Origin of the sequence: Actinomycetospora sp. CA-084318 (assembly GCF_050955885.1) — a bacterium.
Lineage (GTDB): Bacteria > Actinomycetota > Actinomycetes > Mycobacteriales > Pseudonocardiaceae > Actinomycetospora.
The window spans coordinates 5,508,038-5,520,539 of record NZ_CP192098.1 but is presented as its reverse complement, the minus strand read 5'-3'; the positions used below and the strand labels follow the sequence as shown (position 1 = coordinate 5,520,539).

At 74.6% G+C, this 12,502-nt stretch carries 12 protein-coding genes; 4 read left to right on the top strand and 8 right to left on the bottom strand.

The features are described 5' to 3' along the window. Positions 1-90: 90 nt before the first annotated feature. The 3 genes from ACQPYX_RS26865 to ACQPYX_RS26855 form a co-directional block, all read right to left on the bottom strand. Entirely contained in the window at positions 91-975 is an 885-nt protein-coding gene (locus ACQPYX_RS26865; RefSeq protein WP_433800378.1) for an alpha/beta fold hydrolase, read from the bottom strand. Between the two features lie 26 nt (positions 976-1,001). Beyond that, positions 1,002-1,415: a hypothetical protein gene (locus ACQPYX_RS26860; RefSeq protein WP_433800377.1), complete on the bottom strand. Its 414-nt coding sequence runs from the start codon at positions 1,413-1,415 to the stop codon at positions 1,002-1,004. Between the two features lie 92 nt (positions 1,416-1,507). Beyond that, positions 1,508-2,101 (bottom strand): TetR/AcrR family transcriptional regulator, encoded by a 594-nt coding sequence (locus ACQPYX_RS26855; protein ID WP_433800376.1) that lies wholly within the window; start codon positions 2,099-2,101, stop codon positions 1,508-1,510. Positions 2,102-2,177: 76 nt separating this feature from the next. Here ACQPYX_RS26855 and ACQPYX_RS26850 point away from each other — a divergent pair, with 76 nt between their 5' ends. Next, the gene (locus tag ACQPYX_RS26850) at positions 2,178-3,224 is read left to right on the top strand and encodes a zinc-binding dehydrogenase (protein WP_433800375.1); all 1,047 of its coding nucleotides are present in this window, start codon (positions 2,178-2,180) and stop codon (positions 3,222-3,224) included. A 4-nt stretch (positions 3,225-3,228) separates the two neighbouring features. Here the strand turns inward: ACQPYX_RS26850 and ACQPYX_RS26845 are convergent, their stop codons facing one another. The 5 genes from ACQPYX_RS26845 to ACQPYX_RS26825 all read right to left on the bottom strand — a co-directional run bounded on the left by ACQPYX_RS26845 (position 3,229) and on the right by ACQPYX_RS26825 (position 7,883). After that, positions 3,229-3,567: a cupin gene (locus tag ACQPYX_RS26845; protein ID WP_433800374.1), complete on the bottom strand. Its 339-nt coding sequence runs from the start codon at positions 3,565-3,567 to the stop codon at positions 3,229-3,231. A 21-nt stretch (positions 3,568-3,588) separates the two neighbouring features. Next, complete coding sequence (locus ACQPYX_RS26840; protein WP_433800373.1) at positions 3,589-5,175, bottom strand: protein kinase domain-containing protein; 1,587 nt, start codon at positions 5,173-5,175, stop codon at positions 3,589-3,591. A 121-nt stretch (positions 5,176-5,296) separates the two neighbouring features. Continuing rightward, positions 5,297-6,874: a hypothetical protein gene (locus tag ACQPYX_RS26835; RefSeq protein WP_433800372.1), complete on the bottom strand. Its 1,578-nt coding sequence runs from the start codon at positions 6,872-6,874 to the stop codon at positions 5,297-5,299. 322 nt (positions 6,875-7,196) lie between these two features. Continuing rightward, entirely contained in the window at positions 7,197-7,520 is a 324-nt protein-coding gene (locus ACQPYX_RS26830; protein ID WP_230755799.1) for a hypothetical protein, read from the bottom strand. A gap of 60 nt (positions 7,521-7,580) precedes the next feature. Beyond that, positions 7,581-7,883 (bottom strand): chorismate mutase, encoded by a 303-nt coding sequence (locus tag ACQPYX_RS26825; RefSeq protein ID WP_433800371.1) that lies wholly within the window; start codon positions 7,881-7,883, stop codon positions 7,581-7,583. 257 nt (positions 7,884-8,140) lie between these two features. On the opposite strand from ACQPYX_RS26825, the gene pcrA reads away from it, so the two are divergent. From pcrA to ACQPYX_RS26810, 3 genes are all read left to right on the top strand, one after another. Further along, positions 8,141-10,669 (top strand): DNA helicase PcrA, encoded by a 2,529-nt coding sequence (pcrA, locus tag ACQPYX_RS26820; RefSeq protein WP_433800370.1) that lies wholly within the window; start codon positions 8,141-8,143, stop codon positions 10,667-10,669. A 65-nt stretch (positions 10,670-10,734) separates the two neighbouring features. Continuing rightward, a complete protein-coding gene (locus ACQPYX_RS26815) occupies positions 10,735-11,517 on the top strand; it encodes a YybH family protein (protein WP_433800369.1) in 783 nt (260 codons plus the stop codon). 104 nt (positions 11,518-11,621) lie between these two features. After that, positions 11,622-12,428 (top strand): oxygenase MpaB family protein, encoded by an 807-nt coding sequence (locus ACQPYX_RS26810; protein ID WP_433800368.1) that lies wholly within the window; start codon positions 11,622-11,624, stop codon positions 12,426-12,428. Positions 12,429-12,502 lie beyond the last annotated feature (74 nt).

Genomic DNA, 12,502 nt, shown 5'->3' with positions numbered 1-12,502 from the left:
TGGTGATCAACGAGCACCTGCGTTCGCGTCCGGGCCTCGTCGACCACCGCAGGTGCTCGCTCGCCGCAGCCAGGCCCATCGGTCCGCCGATCAGCCCGTCATCAGGAACTCCACGACGCGCCGCTGGGCGCTCGCGGCGTCGGGATGGGTGTAGAGCGCGAGGTGGGTGCCGGTGTCGAGCGTGAGCAGCTCGGCGTCGGGCATGGTCGCGGCGGCGAAGGCGCTCTGCTCGGGCGGCAGGTCGCTGTCGGCCGAGCCCTGCACGACGAGCGTCGGCGCCTGGACGCGTTCCAGCTCGAGCGTGGTGATCGCGGCGAACCGGTCGAGGTCGTTGCGGTAGCCGGCGCGGCGGCGCGCGTCGGGGACGGCGGTCGGCCCGAGGTCGAGCACGAAGTCGCGCTTCGCCGGGTCGGCGAGCACCTGCCGGACCCGCTCGGTGAGCTGCTCGTCGGTCAGGTCGCCCTCCCCGGCGAGCGCACCGCGGACGTACTGCTCGGGCTGGTGGGCGGCGAGCACGCGCAGCAGCCACCGCCCGGGCGCGGTGGTGAACATCAGCCGCGTCGCGAGGTCCTGGTCGGGCGGGTGGTAGGCCTGGCTGACCTCGGCGTTCGCGACGAGGCGCCTGACCCGCTCGGGTTGCCGGACGGCGAGCCGGTAGGCGGCCGGCCCGCCACCGGACCACGCGTAGACGCCGGCCCGCTCGTGCCCGAGGTGGTCGAGGAGCGCGGCGAGCAGGTCGGCCTGCTGGTCGATCTCGGTGCGCCCGTCCAGCGGGGAGCCGAGGTAGCCCGGCCGGGAGAGCAGGATCGCGGCGATCCCCTCGCGCGGCAGGATGCGCGCCATCAGGTCGGCGGCGTCGATCCCGCCCGGGGTGCCGTGCACGACGAGCACCGGGGTGCCGGTGCCGACCACGGCGTACTCGACGGGCCCGAGCGCCGTCTCGGCGATCAGGTTCCCGGTGCTGCCGGCCGTCATGGTTTTCCTCGTCGTCTCGGGGCGGGTCAGGCGGCGGCGAGGATCGCGGCGCGGTCGGGCTTGCCCTGCTCGGTGAGCGGGAGGTCCGCCATCGGCACGACGACGAGCGAGGCCGCCACCGCGTCGCCGTGCTCGGCGGCGACGGCGGCGCGACCCGCCTGCGCGTCGATCGCGCCGTCGGGCCACGGCAGGGCCGCGATCACACGGCGGTCCCCGTCGACGACGCAGACCGCGTAGCGCACCGACGGGGCGCGCATGAGCGTGTCCTCGACGGCGGTCGGGGTGACGAGACGGCCGTCGACGACCCGGCAGTCGGCCGCGCGGCCGAGGATGTGCAGGTGGCCGTCGTCGCCGAGCCGACCGAGGTCGCCGGTGCGGTACCAGCCGTCGACGAAGTGCTCGGCCTGCTCCTGCGGGCGGTTGCGGTAGCCGTGCGCCATCGCCGCGGACCGGACCGGACCTCGATGCTGCCCGATGTGGCGTTCCTGCCACTGGATGACAGCAACGACGCTTCGCTGTCAGAGGGAGGGGGCTACGGCTGCGGGTCGTGCGGACCCGTCCCGACGACGGACTCCACCAGGGACCGGGCCGCGCGGCGGGCCTGCGCGACGGCGTCGGGGTCCTGCGCGGCGGAGAGGACGACGAACGCGCCCTCGTGCAGGAGCAGCAGGGTCTCCGCGACCCGTTCGGCGTCGGGGACGCCGGCCAGGGCGTCGACGAAGCGCTCCCGCAGCCACTGCTTCTCCTCGCGCACGAGCGTGCGGGCGGGATGGTCGGGGTCCGGGAACTCGGCGGCCGCGTTGATGAAGGAGCAGCCGCGGCCACTCTCGGCCGTCCAGGCCGCCAGCACCTCGAAGACCGCGTCCACACGGGCGGGCGGATCGGCCGGGGCGGCGTCGAGGGCGGCGACCACGCGGTCGCGCCAGCGCCGGTCCCGCTCGGCGAGGTAGGCGACGACCAGGGCGTCCTTCGAGCCGAAGCGGTCGTAGAGCGTGCGCTTGGTGACCCCGGACTCGGCCGCGATCGTGTCGACCCCGACCGCGTGGATGCCGCGCTCGTAGAACAGTGCCGAGGCCACCTCGAGGATGCGCCGCGCGCCCGGCGTCAGCGTGGTCGACGGAGTCACGGCATCATCCTACTTCACAGGTCTGTGTACTGTGGCGGTCGATCGAGGTTCACAGACCTGTGTAGGGAGTCCAGCGATGCGAGCAGCAGTCCTCACGGCCTTCGGCGGCCCCGAGGTCCTGGAGGTCCGCGAGGTGGCGGAGCCGCGACCGGGACGCGGCGGGGTCCTCGTCGAGGTCCGCGCGGCGGCGGTGAACAACACCGACCTCTGGACCCGGCAGGGCGCCTACGGCCTGCCCGGCCACCCCGACGCGCTCGCCGGGTGGCGGGGTCCCGTGGCGTTCCCGCGCATCCAGGGCGGCGACATGGCGGGCGTCGTGCGCGAGGTCGGGGAGGGGGTCGACGCCGCCTGGCGCGGACGACGGGTGCTCGTGGACCCGGCGCTCTACGACGGTCCCGGCGACGATGCCCGACCGATCGGCCTACTCGGCAGCGAGGCCGACGGCGGGTTCGCCGACGCGGTGGTCGTCGCCGCGGACCGGGTGCACGACATGACCGACTCCCCGTTGGACGACGAGGCGCTGGCCGCCCTCCCGGTGGCCTACGGGACGGCCACCGGGATGCTCGAGCGCGGCGGGATCGGCGCGGGCGAGACGGTGCTCGTCACCGGCGCCTCCGGCGGGGTCGGTCTCGCCGCGGTCCAGCTCGCCGCCGCTCGCGGAGCCCGGGTCGTCGCGCTGACCACGCCCGACAAGGCGGACGCCGTGCGCGACGCCGGAGCCGCCGCGACGGCGGACCGGCACCTGGCGGGCGACGAGCTGACGGCCGCGGTCGACGAGGCCGTCGACGGCCGGCTGGACGCCGTCGTCGACGTCGTGGGCGGCGCGGTGCTGTCCACGGTGCTGCCGCTCGTGGGCGACGGCGGGCGGTGGGTCATCGCCGGCGCGATGGCCGGTCCGGTCGTCGAGTTCGACCTGCGGCGCCTGTACCTGCACAACGTCGCGCTCGTCGGCTCGTCGATGCACACGCCCGCCCACTTCGCCCGGCTCGCGGCCGACGCCGTGGCCGGACGGATCGCCCCGCGCATCGCCGCGCGGTACGCCCTCGCCGACATCCACGCGGCCCAGGAGGAGTTCGCCCGGTCGACCCACGTCGGGAAGATCGTGCTGCTCCCGGGGGCCTGACCCGTCAGGCGCAGACGGCGAGGAAGACGAGGCCGTCGTCGCCGGCCCGCAGGAAGCGCGACGACTCCTCGGTCACCGCGATGAACTGGCCGGGCGCCACCGCGATGTCCTCGCCGTCGACGACGACCCAGCCGCTGCCGCGCAGGACGGCGTAGGCGTCCTCGGCGTGGTCGTCGCGGTGGTCGTGCGGCACGGTCTCGGCGCCCGCGGGCAGCTCGATCTGGTACAGGCCGAACGCCGTCAGCCCCACGGCCTCCCCGACCCGCTTCTCGAACGGGCTCGCGGCCGGGTGCGGCCCGCGGCCGACGGGGAGGGTGGCCTGGTCGACGATCTGCACGCTCACCGCGGGACCGTACGCCCGACCTCAGCCGCTGGAGACGAGCCGATCGGAGTTGATCAGCCAGGCGCCGCCGGTGCCGCGGGACATGCCCAGCTCGTGGGTCTCGCGGATGGTGGACCCGCTGCGCGGGCTGAAGACCAGGGTCGCGCGCACGGTGTCGTCGTCGATCGCGGTGGCGTCGGTGACCTGCACGGACGCGATCGTCGACCAGAAGTTCTGGTAGCCGCCGAACCCGCCCGCGGTGTCCTGCATGGTCGCCCCGAGGCGGGCCCAGCCGGCGCCGGGGTTGGCGGTGACGATCGAGTAGTAGTCGCGCACGGCCGCGACCATCTGGGTGCGTTCGTCGGTCGGGCCCGGCACCCCGGTCGACACGGGCGACCCCAGCGAGGCGCCCTCGGTGCCGTCCGACCCGCGGGTCAGGGCGACGGCGAGCAGGACCCCGGCGAGCACGGCGGCGAGGAGGACCGCGATGACGATGGCCGTCGTGGGTCGACGCCGGGAGGTCGTGGACGGTCGGGACGGGCGGGAGGGCGCCGCCGCCACCCGGCGCGGACCGGAGCCGTTGGACCGCGGGGTGGGCGGTCCGACGCGGTCGGAGTCGCCGAGCGTCGGACCCGGGTCCTCCGAGCCGTCGTCGGGAAAGGGGCTGCCGCGCCACGTGGGGGTGGGGGCGCCACCGGAGCGGCCGCGGGAGCCGGAGGCGACGGGATCGGACTCCGTGGAGCGGCGGGAGTCGGGGACGCGGGCCTCGTCGAGGTCGGCGCGGGCCCAGCTCGCGGTCGACGCCGAGCCGGCGGAGTGCGCGATCCGGCCGAGCTCGCGACGGGCCTGCGCGGCGGTGGGGCGCTCGGTGGGGTCGGAGCGCAGCAGCCGCATCAGCAGGGCGGTGAGCGGCCCGGCCTGCACCGGGGGGTTGACCGCGCCGGCCGCGACGCTGTGCAGCAGGGCGAGGGCGTTGTCGTCGGACCCGAACGGCGGGATGCCCTCGACCGAGGCGTAGAGCGTGGCGCCCAGGGAGAACACGTCGGAGGCGAACGTCGAGTCCTCGCCGCGCGCGACCTCGGGGGCCAGGTAGGCGGGCGTGCCGGCGAGCATGCCGGTGCGGGTCAGGGTGAGGTCGCCGGTGGCGCGGGAGATGCCGAAGTCGGTGATCTTGACGGTGCCGTCGCTGCCGATCAGCACGTTCCCGGGCTTGACGTCGCGGTGCACGATGCCGGCCTGGTGGGCGGCGTCGAGGGCGTCGGCGACCTGACGGCCGATCCGCGCGACGAGCCGCGGGTCGAGCGGACCCTGCTCGGCGAGCATCGCGGAGAGGCTGCGCGACGGCAGGTACTCCATGACCAGCCAGGGCTCGTCGCCCTCGATCGACGCGTCGAACACCGAGATGGCGTGCGGGTGCTGCAGCCGGGCGGCGATACGGCCCTCGCGCAGGGTGCGCTGGCGGACCTCGTCGGCCTCGGACTCGTCGAGCCCTTGGTTGAGGAAGACCTGCTTGACGGCGACGACCCGGCCGAGACGCTCGTCGGTCCCGCGCCAGACCACCCCCATCGCGCCCGACCCGATGCGTTCCTCGAGGCGATACCGCCCGGCGACGACACGACGAGGTGTCACCGGCCTCCCTCCGCCCGAGTCCCACGGGCCCGACGGCCCCCGTGGGGCATCAGGGTAGAGGGCGGGACGTGTCCGGTCCCACGGTCGGGTGACGTGTCACGGCGACGATGTGCGCCTCCGCCTACCGGCCGAGGAGGCCGGACACCGCGCCGGTCGCGGCGGAGACGACGTCGCCCCCGCCCGACGTCGAGCCGCCCTCGTCGGAGGAGCCGCTGCCCGAGTCCTCCGAGGACGAGCTCTTCTCCGACGAGCTGCCGCTGTCCGAGGAGCTGCTGTCGGAGTCGTCCGAGGAGCTGCCGCTCGAGGAGCTCCCGGACGACGAGGCCTTCGTCGAGCCCTCGTCCGAGGAGGACCCCGACGACCCCGACGATGACGAGGCTCCGGTCAGCAGGGTGCCGACGGTCTCCGAGACCGTGTCGGTCGTCTTCTTCAGCGTCGGGCCGACGGCCGGCACGTCCTCGGTCGCGTCCCCGACCGCCTCGACGGTCTGCTCGACCGGCGCGGTCACCGCGCCGGTGGTCCTCTCGACGAACTGCGCGGCGGTGCTGGTCGTCATCGCCACGGTGCCCGCGAGCGGCGGGGCGACGGCGCCGACGGTCGAGCCGGTGTCGGTCAGCAGCGTCCCGGTGGCCCCGGCGACCCCCGGGCCGGAGGGCGCCTGGCCGCCACCGGTGAGGATCGTGGTCACGTCGCTGACGGTGTTCGTCAGGCCCTGGGTGGCGCCGCCGACCACCGGCAGCGGGGCGGCGACCCCGCCGACCGTGTCGACCACGCCGCCCGCAGTGGCACCCACGGGGGCGACGACCTCCTGCTGCACGGTGCCGGTCACGGTCGTGACGGTCTCGACCACCGGGTCGAGCACGGGCTTCACCGGGGGCAGGATCTGACCGACCGTGCCGCCGGTGTCCTTGATGCCACCTTCGACGATCGGGAGCAGCGGAGGCACGCCGCCCGGGGACGTGGTGCCGCCGTTGGAGCCTCCGCCGGTCGAGCCGCCGCCGGTGTTCCCGCCGCCCCCGATGGTCCCGCCCGGGATCGTCGGGATGACGACGCCACCGCCGGTGCCGCCGCCGGCCCCGGGCGCCGTGCCCCCCGTCCCCGGCGTCGCGACACCGGGGACGGGGGCGGCGGTCGCGCCGGGGAGCGACGACGTGCCGGCGAGCGGGCCCCCGATCAGGGGGCCGCCGGCGGTGAGCCCGAGGCTCTCGGCCGAGGTGGCGAAGGAGGCGAAGGCGACCGACCCGGGGCCGGCGACCACGGCGGAGCCGGGCGCACCCGGGACGGGGGTGACGCCGTCCGGGCCGACGGGCGAGTGGAGCGGGGAGTCGTCGACCGGCGGGAGGAAGGTCGGGCCCGCCACGGCGCCGATGACCCCGACCGCGGTGCCGGTGACGAGGACGGCGGCGGTGGTGACGCGGGAGGCGGCCGTGCCGCGGCGGATCGTCAGCGGCGCCGCGTGCCGGTGCATGCGCCCGCCGGTGGTGAGGATCGCGCCCGTCGTCGGGAGCTCGCCGGTGTCGTCGCGGAGCACCAGGTCGGTGACCGGGACGCCCGAGGAGTGCCGGCCCCGGTCCCGGCCCCGTTGCCGCGGGGTCTCCGGCAGGGGCGGCAGCACCGGGTCCTGCGAGCCCGCGGTGCCGGAGAGGCCGTACCAGCCGCGGTGCCGGTCGTCCCGGCCGGTCGAGGCGGACACAGTCACGTCGTCACTCCCGAAGTCAGCCCCCGCCAACGGTTTGTCGTGAGGTGACTGTCTACTCGGACGGGTGACGCGCGCCCAGCGTGCGAGAAGGTCCGGCCGCCGATCGACCGCTCTCCGTCGCCGTGCGGGCGTGTTGCGGGCACCGACGAGAGCGAGGGCTCTCCACTCCTCCGAACGACGACGACCGGCGCCGGTGACGGTCGTTCGGCGCTGGATCCATGCCGCTCGGCGACGACGAGGAGCAGTCGCTCACCGGGGGTGTCCGCGGCACGGCTCCGCCCGGGCACACCGCCCCGGACGTCACGCGGCCGAACGGGTGGACTCAGAAGGACGACGGCGGGTTGGCGAGCCGTTTACGGGCGCCCTGGAGCTGGTTGACCGACGCGAGGCCGATCCCGCCGCCGAGCAGCAGCCCGATGACGTCCGGCGTGACGCCGCCGTTGGTGAACAGCAGGGCGACGAGCGCCCCGACCGTCAGACCGGCGGCGGCCGGGAGGCGCTTGCGGGCGTCGGCGGCGAGGTGCGAGGCGCCGGGACGCTTGGTAGCCACCGACCGCAGCATGAGCAGGTAACCGCCGTAGCCGACGGCGGCGAGCAGACCCAGGATCGCGACGATCGTCGCGATGAGGTCGATGACCGTTCCCATGCCCCCAGGATGCCAGGGCGGGGGTGTGGTCCGTGCCGGATTCCGGGCCGGGGATCCGGCCTATCGCCCGCCGCCGAGCCGGCCGCGGCCGAGGCGCAGGAGCAGCATCCCGAGTTCGCGGCCCTCACTGCCGAGGTCGCGGAAGCGGGCGAGGACCTGCATCTCGCGGTTGTAGACGATGCGCGGGCCACCGGCGGCCATGCGGGCCAGTCCGATGCGTTGGGAGATCTCGGAGCGGCGCTTGATCAGGCGCAGGATCTCGGCATCGATCGCGTCGATCTCGACCCGCAGGTCGGGGATCTCCTCGGCGGTCGCGGGTGCGAGTTCGCCGGTCGCGTCGCTGCTGGTCGGCGTGTCGGTCACGGTCGTGGTCCTCCGGGGGTGGGACGAGCCGTCCGACCCCGGCACGAGAAAACCCCGGGGTCGCGAGGACTCCGGGGCGGGTGGGGTGGGCAGCGGCTCAGCGCACGTCCACGGGAACCGGGGTCCGGGTCCCGTAGGGAAATCGCGGCGTCACGTGCACGCGGTCAGCCTAGTCCGGGCGTGCCTGCCTGTCAGCAGCACGGCTTGCTCCGAGCAGGCCCCGGGCTGTCGGGGGTGCCGGGTAGCGTGGCGAGGCGATGAGTAGCACTGACACGGGACCGTCCACGCCACGGACGGCCCGGCCGAGCGCGGCCGCCGGGCTCGCGGCCCGGCTCGCCGGCGCGGCCGGCACCACCGCGCTGCGCCGCACCGGTCCGTCCGACGAGCGCGCGGACGCCGCGCGGCCGGGCGAGCCGTCGTCGGGACGGCCGCCGCGCCGCGACGACCGCGGGCAGCAGCTGCTCGAGGGGATGAACCCGCAGCAGCGCGAGGCCGTGACGCACAGCGGATCGCCGCTGCTCATCGTGGCCGGCGCCGGGTCGGGCAAGACCCGCGTGCTCACCCACCGCATCGCCTACCAGCTCGCCCACGGGGCCCACCCCGGGCAGATCCTCGCGATCACGTTCACCAACAAGGCCGCGGCCGAGATGCGCGAGCGCGTCGCGTCGCTGGTCGGCCGCCGCGCGAACGCGATGTGGGTGTCGACCTTCCACTCCATGTGCGTGCGGATCCTGCGCCGCGAGTACAAGCACCTGGACCTGTCCAGCACGTTCTCGATCTACGACGCGGACGACTCGCGGCGGCTCGTCGCCACGATCACCAAGCAGCTCGACCTCGACCCGAAGCGCTTCCCGCCGCGAGGGCTGCTCGGTCAGATCAGCGCGTGGAAGAACGAGCTGACCGACCCGCTCACGGCCACCGAGGCCGCGGGAGGAGACTACGAGCGGCGCTGCGCCGAGGTGTTCACGGCGTACCAGGCCCGGCTGCAGGAGTCGAACTCGCTCGACTTCGACGACCTCATCTCCCGCACGGTCGACCTGCTGACGCGCTTCCCCGACGTCGCGGAGCACTACCGGCGGCGGTTCCGGCACGTCCTGGTCGACGAGTACCAGGACACCAACCACGCGCAGTACGCGCTGGTCCGGGCGCTGGCGAGCGGGTCGCCCGACGGGTCGGTGCCGCCCGCGGAGCTGTGCGTGGTGGGCGACGCCGACCAGTCGATCTACGCCTTCCGCGGCGCCACGATCCGCAACATCATCGAGTTCGAGCGGGACTACCCCGAGGCGCGCACCATCCTGCTGGAGCAGAACTACCGCTCCACGCAGATGATCCTCACCGCTGCGAACGGCGTCATCGCCCGCAACCCGGACCGGCGCGACAAGCGGCTGTGGACCGACCAGGGCGACGGCGAGAAGATCGTCGGGTACGTCGCGGACAACGAACACGACGAGGCCGCCTTCGTCGCCGCCGAGATCGACCGGCTGGTCGACGGTGGGGAGGTCCGCTTCGGCGAGGTCGCGGTGTTCTACCGGACCAACGCGCAGTCCCGGGTCTTCGAGGACGTGTTCGTCCGGCTCGGCATGCCCTACAAGATCGTTGGCGGGGTGCGCTTCTACGAGCGCCGCGAGGTGCGCGACGCGCTCGCCTACCTCAAGGTGCTCTCGAACCCCGAGGACACCGTCTCGCTGCGCCGCATCCTCAACGTGCCCAAGCGCGGGATCGGCGACCGCGCCGAGGCCGTGGTGGCCGACCACGCGGAGCGCGAGCACGTCACGTTCGCGGCCGCGCTGCGCCGGGCTGCGGCCGGTGAGGTGCACGGGCTCGCCACCCGCTCCCAGCGCAACATCGCCGACTTCGTCGAGATGATGGACGCCCTGGCCGCGGGCGTGGCGGGCGGCCAGGAGGTGGCCGACACCCTCGATGCGGTGCTCGACATGTCGCGCTACCGGGCCGAGCTGGAGAACTCCGAGGACCCGCAGGAGCAGTCGCGGCTGGAGAACCTCACCGAGCTCGTCAGCGTCGCCCGCGAGTTCGTCGGTGACGCCCGGGCCAACGCCGCGGTGGCCGAGGCCGCCCAGGCCGACGGGGCGGCGGAGGTCCCGGCCGGTGTGGTGGTGGCCGCGGACGACGCGACCGACCCCGGCTCGCTGGAGGCCTTTCTCGAGCGGGTCTCGCTCGTCGCGGATGCCGACTCCATCCCCGACGGCGGGGACGGCGTCGTCACGCTGATGACGCTGCACACGGCGAAGGGCCTGGAGTTCCCGGTCGTGTTCTGCACGGGCTGGGAGGACGGAGTCTTCCCCCACCAGCGCGCGCTGGCCGACCCGGCGGAGCTCTCCGAGGAACGCCGGCTCGCCTACGTCGGGATCACCCGTGCCCAGCAGCGGCTCTACCTCTCCCGCGCGCTCATGCGCTCGGCGTTCGGGCAGCCGCAGGCCAACCCGCCGTCGCGGTTCCTCGACGAGGTCCCGGCCGAGGTCGTCGACTGGCGGCGGTCGGCCCCCGAGCGGTCCGCACCGTCGGCGTCGACGGGCTTCGGGTCCGGACGGTCCTGGGGCCGCGACCTCACCGGGTCCCGCTCGCGTCCGTCCCCGATGCGCTCGGCGTCGAGTGCGCCGGCGCTCTCGCTCGAGGTGGGCGACCGTGTCAGCCACGACAAGTACGGGCTCGGCCTGGTCACCGTGGTCGACGGGGTGGGCAGCAAGCAGACGGCGACGATCGACTTCGGCTCCTCGGGCACGGTGCGGCTGATGCTGATCGGCGGCGTCCCGATGCAGAAGCTGTGACTTACTGGTCCTGAAACAGGACTTTTCGGTAGTATCTTCCGCTCCAACGGAGCGGGAGGACGCGCATGGACGACGAGACCGAGGTCCGGGAGCTCATCCACCGCTGGGCGGCGGCCGTGCACGCGGGCGACCTGGCCGGCGCGACGGCCGACCACACCGACGACGTGGTGATGTTCGACGTGCCGCCACCGCACCGGGGGGTCCGCGGCGCGGCGGCCTACCGCGAGGTGTGGCCGCCGTTCTTCGCGTGGCAGGCGTCGGGCGCCTGCTTCGAGATCGACGAGCTCGACGTCACCGCGGGCGGCGACGTCGCATGGGCGCAGGCTCTCCTGCGGTGCGGGACGCCCGACGAGCTCGCGGCCGACCCTGACGTCCGGCTCCGGCTCACGCTCGGACTGCGCCGGGAGGACGGGCGCTGGCAGGTGGCCCACGAGCACCACTCGTTCGCCGACACCTCCGCACCGGGCGCCACCGACGAGGCCGTCCGCGCCGTGCACCGGGCCTGGACGCGCGGCACCGAGGCGAAGGATCTCGACGCGATCATGGAGCACATCGCGCCCGACGTCGTGTCCTACGAACAGGCGGGTGATCTCGAGTACCGCGGCGCCGACGACGTCCGGGCCGTGTGCGCCCAGGGACTCGACGCGGCGGACCGGGTCACGATGGAGACGCCCGACCTCACGGTCCGGGTCGACGGGACCACGGCCGTCAGCTGGGGCCTCGACCGGGTCCGGGGCATGGACCACGAGGGTGTGCCGTTCGAGGTGTTCTCGCGGGGCACCCGCGTGTTCGCCTGGCGCGGAGACCACTGGGTGCTGGTCCATCAGCACGTGTCCGTGCCCGGGTGATCTCCGCCCCGGTTGCCGCCCCGGTGACCCGCGGGTAGGTCTGGGGGAGCGCGGTCGAACCCGGTGCCGCGGTCCGCACGACCGACGATCCCGCGGGGAGCGCAGTGGACATCCACGACGAGGGGCTGTTCGGGCCCGGTTCGGTCACCTGGCGGGTGCACGTCGAACCGGTGCTGTGGATCGCCGGCATGCGGGCCCTGCTGCTGCAGTCGCTGCACCCGCGCGTCATGCGCGGGACCTACCAGAACTCCGCGCTGTTCGACCCGAAGAAGGCGTGGCCGCGGTTCCAGCGGACGGTCGAGTTCGTCGGCACCCGCACCTTCGGCAGCACCGCCGAGGTGGAGGCCGTCGCCGGGCGCGTCCGTCGTCTGCACACCACCCTGCGCGGGCACGACCCGGACGGCACCCCGTTCCGCCTCGACGAGCCCGAGCACCTGCTCTGGGTGCACGTCTGCGAGATCGACTCCTACGTCGACGTCGCCCGCCGCGCCCGCGTGCTCGACGACGCGGACGCCGACACCTACACGGCGGAGAACGTGCGCGCCGCCGAGGTGGTGGGGCTCGACCCGGCGATCGTGCCGGCGTCCCGGGCCGAGATGGCCGACTACTTCCGGCGGATGCGGCCCGTGCTGCGGATGACCGACGAGGCCCGGCTCGGCGTCGGGGGCCTCCTGCGCCCACAGCCGCATGCCCCGGCGGGGATCGCGGTGGCCCTGTCGACGATCGCCGGGCTCGCGCTCGGCACGCTGCCGCGGTGGGCCCGGCGGATGTACGGGCTGCCCGGTCTGCCGACCACCGACGCGGCGACCACGGCCGCGCTGCGCCTCACCCGCGGCGCGACGACGCTGCTGCCCGACCCGCCGATGCCACCCCGCGCGGCGCGCGCCCGGGACCTGGTGCGGAGCGCCTGAGGGCCCCCCCCCCGTATCGAAGCGGGAGGACGAGCGAACGGCACTCTCGCAGCATCTATGTGCGCGAGAGTGCC

What these genes read in the sequence shown, in the direction of transcription:
- ACQPYX_RS26865 (WP_433800378.1), bottom strand. Translation starts at nt 975, where the DNA reads ATGACGGCCGGCAGCACCGGGAACCTGATCGCCGAGACGGCGCTCGGG.
- ACQPYX_RS26860 (WP_433800377.1), bottom strand. Translation starts at nt 1,415, where the DNA reads ATGGCGCACGGCTACCGCAACCGCCCGCAGGAGCAGGCCGAGCACTTC.
- ACQPYX_RS26850 (WP_433800375.1), top strand. Translation starts at nt 2,178, where the DNA reads ATGCGAGCAGCAGTCCTCACGGCCTTCGGCGGCCCCGAGGTCCTGGAG.
- ACQPYX_RS26830 (WP_230755799.1), bottom strand. Translation starts at nt 7,520, where the DNA reads ATGGGAACGGTCATCGACCTCATCGCGACGATCGTCGCGATCCTGGGT.
- pcrA (WP_433800370.1), top strand. Translation starts at nt 8,141, where the DNA reads ATGAGTAGCACTGACACGGGACCGTCCACGCCACGGACGGCCCGGCCG.
- ACQPYX_RS26815 (WP_433800369.1), top strand. Translation starts at nt 10,735, where the DNA reads ATGGACGACGAGACCGAGGTCCGGGAGCTCATCCACCGCTGGGCGGCG.